Consider the following 17,325-nt stretch of genomic DNA (forward strand, 5'->3'; position numbering starts at 1 on the left):
AGGGGTGAGAGGACGAAGACGCGCTTCGTCCTGTTTAATGGCAGAAATCGTTAACTTTTTAACGTATCAATGACAGCCTGATGCGCACCGTATTGGGCAATTCGTTGCCAGGCCTGCTGAATGCCCGCGACAAACTGCGGATTCTGGACGAGATCGGTAGCGAAAATTTCGCGCAGCGAAAGCAGGGCGCTGACACGTTCTGATTCAGTACTCTGTTTAACCAGATCGGCAATTTTCTCACTTAGTGGGTCACGAATATCAATTGCGGCGCCTGAGTCATCCACGCCGCTCACATAACGCATCCAGCCTGCGACACCGAGCGCCAGCAATGGCCACTCACTTTGGCGGGCTAAATGTACGCGGATCCCTTCCAACATGCGCTGGGGTAATTTCTGGCTACCGTCCATCGCAATTTGCCAGGTTTTATGTTTCAACGCTGGGTTGGCAAAACGCTCCAACAGGCTAAGGGCATACTGGTCTAAATCAACGTCGATAATTTGCAGCGTAGGCGCCTGTTCGTTGAGCATCAGACGGTAGGCGGCTTCACGAAAAGCGCTGTCCTGCATGCAGTCGCTGATGTGCTGGAACCCGGCCAGATAACCGAGATAAGCCAGAAACGAATGACTGCCGTTCAGCATCCGCAGTTTCATTTGTTCCCACGGCAAGACGTTTTCGACCATCTGAACACCCGCCGTTTCCCATTGTGGGCGGCCACACACAAAATTATCTTCAATCACCCACTGGATAAACGGTTCGCAGCTGATTGCGCAAGGATCGGCAACGCCCAGCTCGCGTGCGATTTCAGCCAGTGACTCTTCGGTAGCGGCAGGAACAATGCGATCCACCATGGTACCCGGGAAGCTGACATGCTCCTGAATCCAGGTTGCCAGTTCTGGTGAACGTTTTTCCGCCATTCCCAGTACGGCGTTTTTTACCACATGACCATTGTCCGGGATATTATCGCAAGAGAGGACGGTAAACGGCTGTAGCCCGCGTTCACGCCGGCGGTGTAGCGCTTCAACAATAATTCCGGGGGCAGAGTGCGGTTCAGTCGGTGTTTGCAGATCGTGAGCAATACGTGGATTACTGAGGTCTAACGAGCCTGTAGCCGGATCGATGCAGTAGCCTTTTTCCGTAATGGTTAACGAGACAATAGCCACCTGAGGCTCGCAGAATTTTTCAATAATAGCCGCCAGTGAATCCAGCCTGGCGTTGAGACATTCGTTGACGGAGCCGATAACAATCGGTTGGTTGCCGTTGGCCCCTTTCTCCAGCACGGTAAATAAATGATCCTGTTCGCGCAGTTGGCTCATCAGTCGATCGCCGCTGAACAGACTGATCTCACAAATACCCCAGTCTCCACCCTGCGCATTCAGCACCCTGTCGGTGAGTAACGCCTGATGGGCGCGGTGAAAAGCACCGAAACCAAAATGTACAATCCGCGTTTTTAATTGCTGGCGGTCGTACTGCGGCATCATGACATTTTCCGCCAGTGGCGCTGAGGCAATAGTTTTCATTAAATACACCTGATTAACCATTAATTAACAATGGCAGTATAAAGTTATATGACAGCAAATTGAATTGGTGTGCCTCATTTATCCGGGGAATGTGAGCTTGATCAACCAATCATCGGCAATGTGTTGATCATCTAACGGATGCCTGTATGGTAGTCGTCATTAAGGTGATTTAATTTGGTATAACAACTTGTGGGGTAAAACAATGGAACAAACCTGGCGTTGGTACGGACCTAACGATCCGGTATCGCTTGATGATGTGCGTCAGGCTGGCGCAACGGGTGTTGTAACCGCCTTGCACCATATTCCTAACGGTGAAGTGTGGCCGGTGGAAGAAATTCAACAGCGTCAGGCCATTCTGGCTGAAAAAGGGCTGACCTGGTCGGTGGTGGAAAGTATCCCTGTCCACGAAGATATCAAAACGCGTTCAGGTCAATATCAAACGTGGATTGCCAACTATCAGCAGAGTATCCGTAATCTTGCGACCTGCGGCATCGATACCGTGTGCTATAACTTCATGCCGATCCTCGACTGGACGCGTACCGACCTCGAATATCAGCTGCCGGATGGTTCCAAAGCGCTGCGTTTTGACCAGATTGCCTTTGCAGCTTTCGAGCTGCACATTCTGCAACGCCCGGGAGCTGAAGCGGATTATACCGACGAAGAACAACGCCAGGCGCTGGACTACTTCAATGCTATGAGCGATGCAGAAATTGAAAAGCTGACACGCAATATCATTGCTGGCCTGCCTGGTGCAGAAGAGGGCTATACGCTGGATCAGTTTCGTGCGCGCCTTGCTGAATATGACGGCATCAGTAAAGACGATCTGCGCGAAAATATGGCGGTATTCCTGCGGGCGATTGTGCCAGTGGCAGAAGAAGTCGGCGTGCGTCTGGCCGTGCATCCTGACGATCCGCCGCGCCCGATCCTCGGTCTGCCGCGTATCGTTTCGACTATCGAAGATATGCAGTGGCTGAAAGAAACCGTCGACAGTATTAATAATGGTTTCACCATGTGTACCGGTTCTTACGGCGTGCGCGCTGATAACGATCTGGTGAAAATGATCGAAACCTTTGGCGATCGTATCCACTTCACGCACCTGCGCTCGACCTGTCGTGAAGATAACCCGAAAACGTTCCACGAAGGTGCGCACCTGCAGGGTGATGTGGATATGGTATCGGTGGTGGCTGCCATTTTGAGCGAAGAGCAGCGGCGTAAAAAGGCGGGCGACCTGCGTCCTATCCCGATGCGTCCGGATCATGGACACCAGATGCTTGACGATCTGCACAAGAAAACCAATCCGGGCTACTCGGCAATTGGTCGCCTGAAAGGACTGGCAGAAGTCCGCGGCGTTGAGCTGGCGCTGAAAAAAACGCAGTTCCGCGACCTGCTGTAAGTCTAACAACAGGGATTGCGCTACAGGTGCAATCCCTGTTATTCATCAAGGCTGCGCGAGCGCCTGCTCCAGCACTGTCAGCACTTTATTGATCTGCTGTATCTGCAATCCACCAAATCCAAAAAACATAACAGCATCGCTGTTTTCTTTGCGCCAAGCGGCTTCTGATCCATTTTCTATATCCGGCAGAGTGTCGAAACGGATCCCAGCCAACAGGCAGCTTTGTTGCAACCTGGCGATGAATTCGGTATGTCTGGCAATGCGTAACGAGAGGTGCAGACCTGCCGTTGCGCCAGCGATTTTCCCTTCGGGAAACAGAGTGGACAGGCCATCGCGTAACAGAGTGAGGCGCGTCGCATAGCTGCAGGCCAGCTTGCTGATATGCGTATAAAAAACCTGATTTTGCATCAGTTCGGCTAAAAATTGCTGCAACAACCACTGACTGCCGTTGTTATTGAGCGCTTTCATATTCTGTACCGCCGGAAGCAGTTCATCAGGGCAAATAAGATAGCCAAGCCGTGCGCCTGGCCCCAGCGTTTTAGAAAATGTCCCCATATAGATAACCCGGTTGTGATAATCCATGGCTTTCAGCGCGGGAAGGGGATTGTCCCCATAGGTAAAAACGGCATCGTAATCGTCTTCAATGATGTAAGCGCCGACGCGTTGCGCCCACGTTAATAATGACTGACGGCGCTCCAGCGAAAGCACACTTCCCATCGGATACTGATGAGCTGGAGTAACATAACAAAGCTGGGTTTCATATTCGGGTAAATTATCTGTTTGCAGCCCGTGGTTATCTACGGCAATTGACGTAATGTCTGCACCGTAATAATTAAAGAGATGCCATGCGCCAGAATAACAAGGGGATTCGGTCACAATATGGCACTTTTTTTGCTGACTGACAGCATGATGAATAATAAATATTTGGCTGAGCAGTGATAATCCTTCCTGAATCCCGTTGGTAATGATGATGTTCTCTGCTCGGGTATTAATTCCGCGGGATAAATTAAGGTATCTGACCAGTTGCTCACGTAGTGAAAATAATCCATTTGGTGAATGATACCGGGTAAATAATTGTTCTTTAAGTATGCTTGGAGCATTATTCCATTTCCGCCAGCTTGACCAGGGAAAAGCGTTGGGGTCGGGGACGCCCATCCGGCAGTAGCACTCTCGTCCAGGCTCGGCGTAAACATCGGTAGATACCCCGGCAGCTTTAGGTTTTACCGGTGGAGAGCCTTGGGTCACGGGCACATGAGTTGGGGTCATACGTACAGGCGTGGTGAATATCACTTCATAACCAATGCCGTGTCGGCTCTTGATTAACCCAGCCGCCATCAGCTTATCATAGGCCATCACTACCGTTATTTTAGCAACGTGCAATACCTGAGCCTGCTCGCGAATAGAGGGGAGTTTGTCTCCACAAAGCAAATCACCCTGCTGAATTGCCTGGAAATAAAATTGAAATATCTGCAGTTGCAGCGGAGTACGGCTTTCTCTATTGAGCGTCAGTGTTAGCATAAGAAATTCCTTATTTACAGATGGTCACTATATTACGAATTTCTGATCTTTACTATTTGACTCACCTCATAGAGTGGCTGCTGTTCCTATAATCTGCTTTCGCTGTCTCTATTTTAGATTTTTATTATCCCTTAGCGTGTCGCTATTAAAAAATGGAGGCAAGCATGTCGTGGATAAGAAAGAACGCATTGTGGTGCGCATTCGTCGGGGCGTTAGTAATGGCCTTGGCTATTTGGGGAACGTGGCAAGGCGTTCATTACACCAGTACCACCGAATTTTGTTTATCGTGTCACTCGATGCGCACGGCTGGAGAGGAATATAAAACCAGCGTGCATTTTCGCAACGCGTCTGGCGTGCGGGCTGAGTGTAAGGATTGTCATATTCCACCGGGCGTTGTGCCAACGCTTATTCGTAAAACTGAAGCCTTAAACGATCTCTATCACACCTTTATTTCTCCTTCTATCGACACTCCGGAAAAGTTTGCTGCCAAACGCTCGGAGCTGGCCCAACGGGAGTGGGCGCGCATGAGCGCGAATAATTCAGCGGCGTGTAAATCCTGCCATAGCTATGAGGCAATGGATCATGGCAAGCAATCGGCAAATGCGGCGGCGCAAATGACCGCGGCGGCAGCAAAAGACAGTAACTGTATCGATTGCCACAAAGGAATAGCCCATCACAAACCCGATATGAGCAGCGGTTTTCGCGATCGCTTTAAGCAGCTACAGCGTCAGGGAGATACGCCAACGGATGCGTCCACACTGTTCTCATTAAGCGAAAAATCATTGGCGGCAACGGCAGAAAATCCGGCAGGGAAGGCGCTGTTATTTCCCGCCACCGAGGCCAAGGTGCTGAAAAAAGAAGGCAGTAACGTCCAGCTCGAAATTACGGGCTGGCGTGAAAGCAAAGGGCGTGGACGGGTGATCACCCAGTATATGGGGAAACGCGTTTTCTCCGCCGTGCTCGATGAGCCCCTGATGGCGAACGTAAAAGTGCTACAAACACAGGTCGATCCTGATTCACATCAGGAATGGCAGCAGGTGAGCGTCACCGCCTGGACCACCGATCAGGACTTTATCAGCACACTTGCGCCAATCTGGGAGTACTCAGATCAAATGCTGCAATCCACCTGTAGCGCCTGTCATAGCACTCCTCCTACGACCCGATATACCGCTAATGGCTGGATCGCTGGATTGAAAGCCATGTCGACCTATTACCGGCTTAATCCGGTGGAGGAACGTACGTTGTTGAAATACCTCCAGACCCACGCCAGCGATGTGTCTGACACCAACAAAAAGTAAGGATAATGTATGGATATTCATGACTTTAATCCGTCCCGCCGCCGTTTTCTCAGCGGTATGTTGGCGGTGGGTGCTGCCAGCGCACTGGCGCCTAATCCGCTGATATCAAAAGTGTGGGCGGCGGGGGAAAATCCCGAACAGTGGATTCAATCAGGTTCGCACTATGGCGCTTTTGAAGCCAAAGTGGTCAACGGTGAGTGGACCGAAACCCGTCCGTTCAAACATGACAAATATCCCTGCGATATGCTGAACGCGGTGCGTGAAGTGGTCTACAACCCGTCGCGGGTGCGCTACCCGATGGTGCGTCTGGACTGGCTGCTTAAACGTGAGAAGTCGGATCGCAGCCAGCGCGGAGATAACCGTTTTGTACGGGTCAGTTGGGATCAGGCGCTGGATTTGTTTTACGAAGAGCTGGAGCGGGTGCAAAAAACCTATGGTTCATCAGGCGTATTTACCGGGCTTGCTGACTGGCAAATGGTAGGCAAATACCATAAAGCGGGCGGGGCGATGGACCGGGGACTTGGCCTGCATGGTAGCTATGTGACAACTGTCGGCGACTATTCTGCGGCAGCGGCCCAGGTCATTTTACCGCATGTGATTGGTTCACTGGAAGTTTATGAGCAGCAGACGTCACTCCCGCTGGTGATTCAAAACAGCAATACCATCGTGTTGTGGGGTTGCGATCCGATCAAGAACTTGCAGATCGAGTTTTTGGTTCCCGATCACGATGCGTTTGGCTACTGGCAGCAGATTAAAGAGGCGGTAGCGCAGAATAAGATGCGCGTTATCAGCGTTGATCCAGTGCGTAGCAAATCTCAAAACTATCTTGGCTGCGAGCAATTGGCGTTGCGGCCACAAACCGATGTCGCGTTAATGCTGGCACTGGCGCATACCCTGTACGAAGAAAAACTGTATGACACGGCGTTTATTACCGATTACACCGTCGGCTTTGAACAGTTTTTACCGTACCTGCTGGGCGAGAGTGATAAACAGCCGAAAAATGCCGAATGGGCGGCAGAAATCTGCGGGCTGACAGCAGAGCAGATCCGAGACTTCGCCCGCCTGTTGGTGAAAGGCCGGACACAGTTTATGGGCGGTTGGTGCGTACAACGCATGCACCACGGTGAGCAGTATCCGTGGATGCTGGTGGTACTGGCCAGCATGGTCGGTCAAATTGGTTTGCCCGGCGGCGGGGTCGGATTTGGCTGGCACTATAACGGCGGTGGGACGGTAACATCGACCGGGCCAGTGCTCTCCGGGCTGGGGAGTATTACTAATCCCCCGCAGGCGAAGTACAAAGCGGATTTTCGCGGCGCATCGGAGCATATCCCCACTTCGCGTATCGTTGACTGCCTGCTTGCGGCAGGCAACAAGATTGCCTTCAACGGTGAGACGTTAACGTATCCTGACATCAAAATGGCGATCTACAGTGCGGCCAATCCATTCCACGCCCAGCAGGACAGGAACCGTATGATTGAGGCATGGAAGAAGCTGGAAACCGTGGTGGTGTTAGATCACCAATGGACCGCGTCGTGCCGTTTTGCCGATATCGTTCTGCCTGTGACTACCCGTTTTGAACGTAACGATATTGAGCAGTTTGGCACGCATTCGAATAAAGGGCTGATGGCGCTGCATCAGATTGTTAAACCGCAATACGAAGCGCGGCATGATTTTGACATCTTTGCCGGGCTGTGTAAGCGATTTGATAAGGAAGCGGTGTACCGTGAAAACCGGAATGAAATGCAGTGGATACAGGCGCTTTATGACGAAGGTGTGAAGATGGGGGCGTCGCTCGGTGTTACCTTACCGGACTTTACAACGTTCTGGCAGGGTGACGGATATATTGAATATCCGCCGGGTCAGCCGTGGGTACGTCACGGTGAGTTTCGTGAGCAGCCAGACCTGAATCCGCTGGGAACGCCGTCAGGTCTTATTGAAATCTACAGCAAAACCATCGCGGGCTTTGCCTATGAGGATTGTCCGGGGCATCCGGTGTGGATGGAACCCTTTGAGCGTACCCATAGCGGCAAAAAAGATAAATACCCGCTGCATTTGCAATCCTGCCATCCGGATAAACGTCTACATTCCCAGTTGTGCTCAAGCGAGGCGTTTCGCAACACCTATGCAGTTGCCGGAAGAGAGCCGCTTTATATCAGCGAACAGGATGCCACCACTCGTGGCTTAAAAGCCGGTGATATCGCCCGCGTTTTTAACGCTCGTGGTCAGGTACTGGCTGGCGTGGTAATCAGTCCGGATTTTACCCCTGGCGTGGTCCGTATTCATGAAGGCGCGTGGTACTCCCCGCAGGAAGGGGGGAAAGCCGGGACACTATGCACCTATGGCGACCCGAACGTGCTGAGTGCGGATATCGGTACTTCACAGCTGGCCCAGGGGCCTTCAGCACATACCGTGCTGGTGGAGGTCGAGCGTTATCAGCAGAAAGCCCCGCAGGTGACGGCTTTCGGTGGTCCGCAGATTGTGAAAGAGGAGGGGACCAGTGCAGCATAATCAAATTCATCAGCAGCGGGCGGCTGTGTACCAGTGGTTTTCGCAACTGTTATTTCGTGAGCTGGATGAAAAACAGCTCGCCAGTCTGGAAAATGGCAATAGCCAGGCATGGATTGCCTCACTCGAGGCGATCCCCGGATTATCTGCCAATGTTAAACGTTTTGAGCGTACCCTGGGCCGGGTTCTGCGGCGCGACTCCCGACAGCTGGAGCTGGCCGCAGATTTTGCCTCGTTGTTTCTGCTGGCCCCGCCGGCTAGTGTTTCTCCCTATGCGGGGCACTATCCACACACGACGGCGGCAGAAGAACGTCTGCAAATGAATGTGCTGCTGGTTGAGCAAGGGCTGGCGGCTCGGGAGAATGAACCCTCCGATCATATTGCCGTACAGTTGGCATTAATGGCGAGGATGGTTGCTAAAGAGGAGAAATTCTCCGCGCAGTATTACTTTTTGCATCATCATATTCTGTGCTGGGCACCGTTATTTCGCGACGCTTGTCTGGTGCGGGATAACGAGGGGTTTTATCCTCAGGCGGTTAATCTGATAGTGCGTTTTATGCAAGAGGATGAACAGTATCTGGAGTCGCTGCTGATGGATGATTTTTATTTCAGCAGTCAGCGCTAAAAATGACAAAGGGACAGCCTGCGCTGTAATGCCAGTCAGTAAAGCATTATGGAGAATATTTGATTGCGGCATAGGGTTCCGTTCACCTCAGTGGAGTCATTTCTCTGAAACGCCGTTACCCGTGAACGTGCAAGGGAGGCTCACCGCCGCCTCCCTTGCATCCCAGGCTCCCGGCGGGAAAATCGTCGCTGCGCGAGTTATTCGTCTTATGCCGTCTGCCTGTCGGGTCGGTGCCGAGCCTGCATCCTTGCAGGCCGTCCCCTCTGCCCGCATCCCTGCGGGCAGCCCCGGTCAGCCGTCAACGCCTCATCGATTTTCAGCCGGACCGGGGTCATCGCTTTAACGCTCTGGCTTCCAGTTAAATCTGTTTTGCTGTTTAAACAAAAAACGCAGGTGGTCAGGTGTGGGCTGGTCCGGCTGAAAATTGCCGACGTGTTTCCGTAAGGCCGGGAGAACCCGCATGGATGCGGGTTCAGGGCGCGTTTTGCAGGGACGCTACCTCGCGCCCGGCCCGGTAGCCTGGAGGAATAAGCGGAGGGAACCACGAAGTGGCAATTTTCCCGCCGGGAGCCGGGATTGTTAAGGGTACGGCGATAGTACCCTTAACACGTTCACAGGCAGTATGGTTTCAGAGAAGTGATACCACTAAAGTGAACGGAACATTTTGCCAGAGATAACATGCCATTATCTTTGGTTCACCTGTAACGACAGGAGATTAATCTGCACGGCCCATATAGCGACGCTCTTCGATATGAATACGGATTTTTTCACCCGCACTAAGATACTCAGGAACCTGGATCACCAGACCGGTGCTCAGGGTTGCTGGCTTGTTGCGCGCACTCGCTGAAGCACCTTTAATACCCGGTGAGGTTTCAACGATTTCCAGGTCTACGGTCTGCGGCAGTTCAAGCGCCAGCAGTTGGCCGTCCCAGGTCAGTACCTGCATATCCGGCATACCGCCTTCCGGCATGAACAGCAGCTCTTCTTCAATCTGGTCTTTGGTGAAGGTATACGGGGTATAGTCTTCTTTATCCATAAAGATATATTCGTTGCCATCGACGTAGGAGAAATCAACCCCGCGGCGGCTCAGGGTGACGGTATCCACGATATCGTCGCCTTTGAAGCGCTCTTCAACTTTCAGACCGGTACGCACATCAGAAAAACGCATTTTGTACAGCGTAGCTGCACCACGTGCAGACGGTGATTGAATATCGATATCTTTTACAATCAGCAGCTTGCCGTTGTAGTTCAGTACCATACCTTTTTTAATTTCGTTCGCTCTTGGCATCGAAAAAATCCTGTAGTGAGGAGTGTTTAAAATATCGCGTAAAACTACTCGCGCCGGGGCATTCAGGCAAGCGGAATTCATGCTTTTGCTGGTGCCAAAAAGGTGGTACTGTGCGCTTCCCGCACAATCCGATGGTTTACGATAAAGAGAGTACTGTATGGAATGCCGTCCGGATTGTGGTGCATGCTGCACCGCGCCTTCAATCTCCAGTCCCATCCCTGGCATGCCTGATGGCAAACCTGCTAATACGCCATGCGTTCAGCTGGATGAATCCCTGCGTTGCAAAATTTTTGCTTCGCCGCTACGACCAAAAGTGTGCGGCGGTTTACAGCCCAGTGCGGAAATGTGCGGACAGACGACGCACCAGGCCATGGTTTATCTCATCGAGCTTGAAGCGCTGACCGCGCCTTAAGCGTCCTTGATGCGCGCCAGGCACACAACGGTGGCGACGATCATCACCAGCGCAAACCAGAACACCGCGTGATAGTTCCAGATTTCAGCGGCAATCCCCGCCAGCGATCCGGCAATAATCCAGCCCACGCGAATGGTATTCGTATACAGGGTCGTTGCTGAGCCTGCCTGTCCTGGCATCAGATCCTGGAAATAGAGCATGCCAATTCCGCCGAGGATGCCGATGTAAATCGCGTTCAGCAGCTGTAAGCCAAGTAATATCGCCGGAGAGTGAGCCAGCAGCATACCGGCATAAAAGAAGAACCCGGCGACGACAGCAATTCTCATCAACAGACGTTTGCCCAGACGCTTTGCAAAATAGCCAGCAATCAACATGGTCGGGATTTCCAGTCCGGCTGCGGTACCCATCATGATGCCAGCCAGTTTTTCCGGCAGATGCAGTTCGTTGATGATAAACAGCGGCATATTAATGATATAGAGACTATTAGTGCCCCACATTAATGTGCAGATAACAAACAGCAGCAGCGTGTCGCGTCGATTGCGGCGTGGGGCCTCAACTGCGCCTGTTGCGAGCGGCACGTTTTTACTCATCGAAGGTAAAAATAACCAGACCATTACGCCGCAGACAACAAACGCCACCGCTGCGCTGAGATACATCACCGTAAAGCTGAACCCCATGGCCAGCGCGTAGGCCAGCGGTGGGCCAATTACCCAGGCCAGCGAAACCTGCGCACGTAATATTGAGCTGAACATGACGGCTTCCCGACCTGTGCGGTCGGCGTGTTCACGGGCGAGAGCGAACATTTGCGGGTTGGCAGTCGATCCAAAGCTGCTGAGGAATACCCCGATAAACAGCAGAATAAAATAGTTACGGTTCCAGGCGAACAGCACGCAGGCCAGCATCCCCAGCACGCAGCAAAACACAATCAGGTTTTTGCGATCGCCTTTTTTATCCGAGCGCCCGGCCAGAAACTGACTCACCAAAATGCCGATCACGGCGCTGCCGGTAAAAAAGAACCCGACCATGCCGGGACGGGCATGGACTTCATCCGTCAGAAAAAGGCTAAGCGTTGGCGTCTGCAACGCACCGGCGATACCCGTCAGAAATGCGACAAGCAGGAACGCCGAAGACGTTAAATCAAACGCCTTGGGTGTGGCGGCTACGGGGGTGTTATGCATGTTTTGATATCAATGATGTGAAGAGACGCGGAGTTTACGCCGCTTGTCAGAAAATAAACAGGGAGCCAAATCAAAATCGGCATCAAAAATCAAAATAGCATTTCAGTCAAAGAATGCTGTTTGCTGACGTTGCTGAATCTGACAAGCTGACGCCGTTTTTCCGTCAGCAGTTTTTTCTCCCTCGCAGAGAAAATGTGCGTTATCTCTAAATTCAGCAAGTAATTTGTCAACTTTACTTGTGTGCTGAAGAAAAAAGAGCAAGACTTCTTGAAACGTTTCAGCGTCATCTCGCCATAACTGATGGAGTCAGATGACGCCTTTTTCTCATGTTAGCTGAATCGTTTCAAATCAGCGGGAGAGGAGAACCATGTTCCAGTTATCTGTTCAGGATATTCACCCGGGCGAACAGGCCGGGAATAAAGAAGAGGCTATTCGCCAGGTTGCCGCTGCCTTAGTGCAGGCGGGTAACGTCGCGGAAGGCTACGTCGATGGCATGCTGGCGCGCGAACAACAGACGTCCACGTTCCTCGGCAACGGTATTGCGATTCCTCACGGTACGACGGACACGCGCGATCAGGTGCTGAAAACCGGTGTGCAGGTTTTTCAGTTTCCGCAGGGCGTGACCTGGGGCGAAGGGCAGGTTGCTTATGTGGCAATCGGCATCGCCGCAAGCTCTGATGAACATCTCGGTTTACTGCGTCAGCTGACACACGTGCTGAGCGATGACTCCGTCGCTGAACAGCTGAAATCTGCGACCACGGCGGAAGAACTGCGTGCGCTGCTGATGGGCGAAAAGCAAAGCGAACAGCTGAAGCTTGATAACGAAACGCTGTCGCTGGATGTCGTGGCCAACTCGCTGGTGACGCTGCAGGCACTCAACGCGGCACGACTGAAAGAAGTCGGTGCGGTTGACGCCACCTTTGTGGCCAGAGCAATCAATGAGCAGCCGATGAATCTCGGTCAGGGGATCTGGCTGAATGACTGTGCTGAAGGCAACGTGCGTAGCGCTGTTGCGGTCAGCCGTGCAGCAACAACATTCGATGTAGAAGGTGAAGCGGCAGCCCTGCTGGTGACCGTCGCCATGAATGACGATCAACCGGTTGCCGTGCTGAAGCGCCTTGGCGATCTGCTGCTGAATAATAAAGCTGACCGTTTGTTGAAAGCCGATGCGGCAACGGTGCTGGCGCTGCTGACCAGCGATGAAGCCTTAACTGATGATGTACTGAGCGCCGAATTTATTGTGCGCAATGAGCATGGTTTACATGCCCGCCCGGGCACCATGCTGGTGAATACGATTAAACAATTTAACAGTGAAATTACCGTGACAAATCTTGATGGAACCGGCAAACCGGCGAATGGACGCAGTCTGATGAAAGTTGTGGCATTAGGTGTGAAAAAAGGACATCACCTGCGCTTTACCGCCCAGGGTGAAGATGCTGAACAGGCGCTGAAGGCGATTGGCGAAGCCATCGCGGCAGGTCTGGGGGAGGGCGCGTAATGAGCAGACGTGTTGCGACTATAACCCTTAACCCGGCTTACGACCTGGTGGGTTTTTGCCCGGAAATTGAACGCGGTGAAGTGAACCTGGTGAAAACTACCGGTCTGCACGCGGCAGGGAAAGGAATTAACGTCGCTAAGGTTTTGAAGGATTTAGGTATCGATGTCACTGTGGGCGGCTTCTTGGGTAAAGACAACCAGGATGGTTTTCAGCAGTTGTTCAGCGAGCTGGGTATTGCCAACCGTTTTCAGGTTGTACAAGGGCGTACCCGTATCAACGTCAAACTGACCGAAAAAGACGGTGAAGTATCTGACTTTAATTTCTCCGGCTTTGAAGTCACCCCGGCTGACTGGGAACGCTTTGTGAATGACTCGCTGAGCTGGCTGGGCCAGTTCGACATGGTGTGCGTCAGCGGCAGTTTGCCGACCGGCGTGAGCCCGGAAGCCTTCACCGACTGGATGACGCGCCTGCGCAGTCAGTGTCCTTGCATTATCTTTGATAGTAGTCGTGAAGCGTTGGTGGCGGGTCTGAAAGCGGCACCGTGGCTGGTGAAACCAAACCGTCGTGAGCTGGAAATCTGGGCAGGCCGCAAACTGCCGGAAATGAAAGATGTGATTGATGCGGCGCATGCGCTGCGCGAGCAGGGTATTGCTCACGTGGTGATTTCACTCGGCGCGGAAGGTGCGCTGTGGGTTAACGCTTCAGGTGAATGGATTGCTAAACCGCCGTCAGTTGAGGTGGTCAGCACCGTCGGCGCGGGTGATTCAATGGTTGGCGGTCTGATTTACGGCCTGCTGATGCGTGAGTCCAGTGAACATACCCTGCGTCTGGCGACGGCTGTTGCCGCCCTGGCAGTAAGCCAAAGTAATGTAGGCATTACCGATCGTCCTCAGTTGGCCGCAATGATGGCGCGTGTCGACTTAAAACCGTTTAACTGACAGCAGGAGAGGCATAATGAAAACGCTGCTGATTATTGACGCTAATCTCGGCCAGGCTCGCGCTTACATGGCGAAAACCCTGCTTGGAGCGGCGGCACAGAAAGCACATCTGGAAATTATTGATAATCCGAATGATGCCGAACTGGCAATTGTTCTGGGCGATACGCTTCCTGCCGACAGTTCGCTGAACGGCAAAAAAGTCTGGCTGGGCGACATTGGTCGTGCGGTTGCGCACCCTGAACTGTTCCTCAGCGAAGCGAAGGGCCATGCAAAACCTTACAGTGCCCCGGTTGCAACAGCACCTGTCGCCAGCAGTGGTCCAAAACGCGTGGTGGCAGTGACGGCGTGTCCGACCGGCGTTGCTCATACGTTTATGGCTGCTGAAGCGATTGAAACAGAAGCGAAAAAACGTGGCTGGTGGGTGAAGGTCGAAACTCGAGGTTCTGTTGGCGCAGGCAATGCCATTACGCCGGAAGAAGTGGCTCAGGCGGATCTGGTGATTGTGGCAGCTGATATTGAAGTTGATCTGGCGAAGTTTGCCGGCAAACCGATGTACCGCACCTCTACGGGTCTTGCGTTGAAGAAAACCAAGCAGGAGCTGGACAAAGCGCTGGAAGAAGCAACCCCGTACCAGCCAACCGGTAAAGCGCAGACTTCAGCAACCGAAAGTAAGAAAGAGAGCGCGGGGGCATATCGTCACCTGCTGACGGGCGTCTCTTACATGCTGCCGATGGTGGTTGCTGGCGGTCTGTGTATTGCACTCTCGTTCGCTTTTGGTATCGAAGCGTTTAAAGAGCAGGGTACGCTGGCGGCGGCGCTGATGCAGATTGGCGGTGGTTCAGCTTTTGCGCTGATGGTGCCGGTTCTGGCAGGTTATATCGCGTTTTCCATCGCTGACCGTCCTGGTCTGACGCCGGGTCTTATCGGCGGTATGCTGGCGGTGAGCACCGGTTCCGGCTTTATTGGCGGGATTATTGCTGGTTTCCTTGCCGGTTATGTGGCGAAGCTTATCAGCACGAAGTTGAAACTCCCGCAGAGTATGGAAGCGCTGAAACCGATCCTGATCATTCCGCTGTTCTCAAGCCTGGTGGTTGGTCTGGCCATGATTTACCTGATCGGCAAACCGGTGGCTGGCATTCTGGAAGGTCTGACCCACTGGCTGCAAACCATGGGTACGGCGAATGCGGTGCTGCTTGGAGCGATTCTTGGCGGCATGATGTGTACCGATATGGGTGGTCCGGTTAACAAGGCGGCGTATGCTTTCGGTGTGGGTCTGCTGAGTACGCAAACTTATGCGCCGATGGCGGCCATCATGGCGGCAGGTATGGTTCCCCCGCTGGCTCTGGGTTTAGCAACGCTGGTTGCGCGCCGTAAGTTCGACAAAGCTCAGCAGGAAGGCGGCAAAGCAGCGCTGGTACTGGGCCTGTGCTTTATCACCGAAGGGGCTATTCCATTCGCAGCCCGTGACCCGATGCGCGTTCTGCCTTGCTGTATCGTTGGTGGTGCGATTACCGGTGCTATCTCAATGGCAGTGGGTGCGAAGCTGATGGCGCCACACGGCGGGCTTTTCGTCCTGTTAATTCCAGGTGCAATTACGCCGGTACTGGGATACCTGCTGGCCATTATTGCCGGTACGCTGGTAGCCGGTCTCTCCTACGCGGTGCTGAAGCGCCCGGAAGATGAGGTTGTGGCAAAAGCGGCATGATTTAATGCTGACATCAGGGGCAGAGATTTCTCTGCCCCTTTTTTTATCGATTAACTGCTGCCTGAAGATAGATATGTAAAACGGTTCAGGCAATCATTGGCGCTATGATAAAACCAAAGGCAACGCCAGCAATGATCCCACCCAGTCCTGGCAGCATAAACGGATGGTTTAAGACATACTTGCCCACGCGTGTTGTCCCTGTGGTGTCGAACTCCATTGCCGCCAGCGAAGTCGGGTATGTTGGTAGAACAAACACCCCGGTTACCGCCACATAGGAGGCCAGAATCGCCCATGTAGGTACGTCGAGTGCAACGGCCAGAGGGATAATCAGCGGTGTTGTGGCGCCTTGCGAGTAGAGAAGCGCGCAGGTACCAAACAGCACCAGCGCCAACAGCATCGGATAAGCCTGTAGAATATCGCCTGCGATATCCTTAATCTCCGCTAAGTGGGCATCAATGAAGGTCGTTCCCAATGTAACAATCCCGAGAATGACGGCCAGTGAACTCATCCCTGCTCGAAATGTGGAGGTCAGGACAATAGCATCGGTTGATGTTTTGCATAACATCACCATCAGGCAAGCGGCAGATAGCATACAAATAATGATGATATCCCGGGTATTCATTGGGTTGCCGGCATCAAATCCGGGGCGTAGCTGTGGGCAGGCGGCAAGAATAACGATGACGACCGTTGCCAACATGAACAGGGCGACTGAGAGTTTGGCACCCGGTACAGTGCTGTTTTGCCCTTCATATTTACGCACCAACCCTTTTTGCAGGCGTTCAAGATAGACTTCATCATCTTGTAGCTCGCATCCCTGACGTGAGGCGATAAAAGCGGCGGCCATCGCGGCAACAAACGAAGCTGGCAGACATACCGCCATAACCTGGATAAAGGTGACACCGTTGCCTTCCATAATGGTCAGCATCGCCGCCATTGCGGCACTGATCGGCGAACCGGATATCGCCACCTGAGAGGCGACCACGGAGCCGGCGAGCGTACGAGAAGGGCGGATACCGGACTCTTTGGCGACTTCGGCAATCACCGGTAGGGTAGAAAATACAATGAACCCTGTTCCGGCCATAATGGTCATCGACCAGGTGATAATCGGTGCAATAATATTGATATATTTAGGATTACGCCGCATGAAATTACCGGCTACGCGAACCAGATAATCCATACCTCCGGCGGCCTGTAGCGCCGATGCTGCCACGACAACTGTCATAATAATGAGAATAACGTCAACGGGGGGCGAACCAATTTGTAGATCAAATCCCAATGTTAAAATAGCCAGCCCCAGCCCGCCGCATAAACCGATACCTATTCCGCCGAGGCGGATACCAAAAAATATTGCACCCAACACGACGATAATTTCTAACCAAACCATAATGGCCTCCGCCAGAGAATAATTTGTTATTAAAATAAGTGTTTGTTTAATGCTTTATTAATCTGG

13 protein-coding genes are annotated in these 17,325 nt (G+C 52.6%); 8 read left to right on the forward strand and 5 right to left on the reverse strand.

What is annotated here, in order from left to right; translation table 11 throughout:
• Window positions 1-50: 50 nt before the first annotated feature.
• Window positions 51-1,517 carry a fructuronate reductase gene (locus tag GFB57_RS12395; RefSeq protein WP_003027462.1) on the reverse strand — a complete coding sequence of 489 codons (1,467 nt, stop codon included), beginning with the start codon at window positions 1,515-1,517 and terminating at the stop codon, window positions 51-53.
• A gap of 202 nt (window positions 1,518-1,719) precedes the next feature.
• Here GFB57_RS12395 and uxuA point away from each other — a divergent pair, with 202 nt between their 5' ends.
• Complete coding sequence (gene uxuA / locus GFB57_RS12400) at window positions 1,720-2,910, forward strand: mannonate dehydratase (RefSeq protein WP_003027459.1); 1,191 nt, start codon at window positions 1,720-1,722, stop codon at window positions 2,908-2,910.
• Between the two features lie 45 nt (window positions 2,911-2,955).
• Here the strand turns inward: uxuA and GFB57_RS12405 are convergent, their stop codons facing one another.
• Window positions 2,956-4,428, reverse strand: coding sequence for a PLP-dependent aminotransferase family protein (locus GFB57_RS12405; protein WP_003027458.1), 1,473 nt, complete (start codon window positions 4,426-4,428; stop codon window positions 2,956-2,958).
• A gap of 164 nt (window positions 4,429-4,592) precedes the next feature.
• Between GFB57_RS12405 and torC the strand changes: the two genes are divergently transcribed.
• The 3 genes from torC to torD are packed head-to-tail and all read left to right on the forward strand — an operon-like array spanning window position 4,593 to window position 8,856.
• Entirely contained in the window at window positions 4,593-5,726 is a 1,134-nt protein-coding gene (gene torC, locus GFB57_RS12410; RefSeq protein WP_008323439.1) for a pentaheme c-type cytochrome TorC, read from the forward strand.
• A gap of 9 nt (window positions 5,727-5,735) precedes the next feature.
• The gene (torA, locus tag GFB57_RS12415; RefSeq protein ID WP_003027454.1) at window positions 5,736-8,234 is read left to right on the forward strand and encodes a trimethylamine-N-oxide reductase TorA; all 2,499 of its coding nucleotides are present in this window, start codon (window positions 5,736-5,738) and stop codon (window positions 8,232-8,234) included.
• Window positions 8,224-8,856, forward strand: coding sequence for a molecular chaperone TorD (torD, locus tag GFB57_RS12420; protein ID WP_003027453.1), 633 nt, complete (start codon window positions 8,224-8,226; stop codon window positions 8,854-8,856). Before torA ends, torD begins: the two co-directional genes overlap by 11 nt.
• A gap of 715 nt (window positions 8,857-9,571) precedes the next feature.
• On the opposite strand, the gene yeiP is transcribed toward torD, so the two are convergent.
• Complete coding sequence (yeiP, locus tag GFB57_RS12425; protein ID WP_003027452.1) at window positions 9,572-10,144, reverse strand: elongation factor P-like protein YeiP; 573 nt, start codon at window positions 10,142-10,144, stop codon at window positions 9,572-9,574.
• Between the two features lie 157 nt (window positions 10,145-10,301).
• Here yeiP and GFB57_RS12430 point away from each other — a divergent pair, with 157 nt between their 5' ends.
• On the forward strand, window positions 10,302-10,556 hold the full coding sequence (locus tag GFB57_RS12430; protein WP_003027451.1) for a YkgJ family cysteine cluster protein: 255 nt from the start codon (window positions 10,302-10,304) through the stop codon (window positions 10,554-10,556).
• Here the strand turns inward: GFB57_RS12430 and setB are convergent.
• A complete protein-coding gene (setB, locus tag GFB57_RS12435; protein WP_003027450.1) occupies window positions 10,553-11,734 on the reverse strand; it encodes a sugar efflux transporter SetB in 1,182 nt (393 codons plus the stop codon). The genes GFB57_RS12430 and setB overlap by 4 nt on opposite strands.
• A 367-nt stretch (window positions 11,735-12,101) precedes the next feature.
• Here setB and fruB point away from each other — a divergent pair, with 367 nt between their 5' ends.
• Genes fruB through fruA form a run of 3 tightly spaced genes read left to right on the forward strand, consistent with a single transcriptional unit; the run spans window position 12,102 to window position 15,875 of the window.
• Entirely contained in the window at window positions 12,102-13,232 is a 1,131-nt protein-coding gene (gene fruB, locus GFB57_RS12440) for a fused PTS fructose transporter subunit IIA/HPr protein (protein WP_003027448.1), read from the forward strand.
• Complete coding sequence (gene fruK, locus GFB57_RS12445) at window positions 13,232-14,170, forward strand: 1-phosphofructokinase (protein WP_003027446.1); 939 nt, start codon at window positions 13,232-13,234, stop codon at window positions 14,168-14,170. Before fruB ends, fruK begins: the two co-directional genes overlap by 1 nt.
• Before the next feature lie 16 nt (window positions 14,171-14,186).
• Window positions 14,187-15,875, forward strand: coding sequence for a PTS fructose transporter subunit IIBC (gene fruA, locus GFB57_RS12450; protein WP_003840084.1), 1,689 nt, complete (start codon window positions 14,187-14,189; stop codon window positions 15,873-15,875).
• 85 nt (window positions 15,876-15,960) lie between these two features.
• Here fruA and GFB57_RS12455 read toward each other — a convergent pair whose 3' ends face one another.
• Entirely contained in the window at window positions 15,961-17,259 is a 1,299-nt protein-coding gene (locus GFB57_RS12455) for an anaerobic C4-dicarboxylate transporter (RefSeq protein WP_003027442.1), read from the reverse strand.
• Window positions 17,260-17,325: the final 66 nt, after the last annotated feature.

The organism is Citrobacter sp. S39, assembly GCF_009495675.1.
GTDB classification, from domain to species: Bacteria; Pseudomonadota; Gammaproteobacteria; order Enterobacterales; family Enterobacteriaceae; genus Citrobacter; species Citrobacter freundii.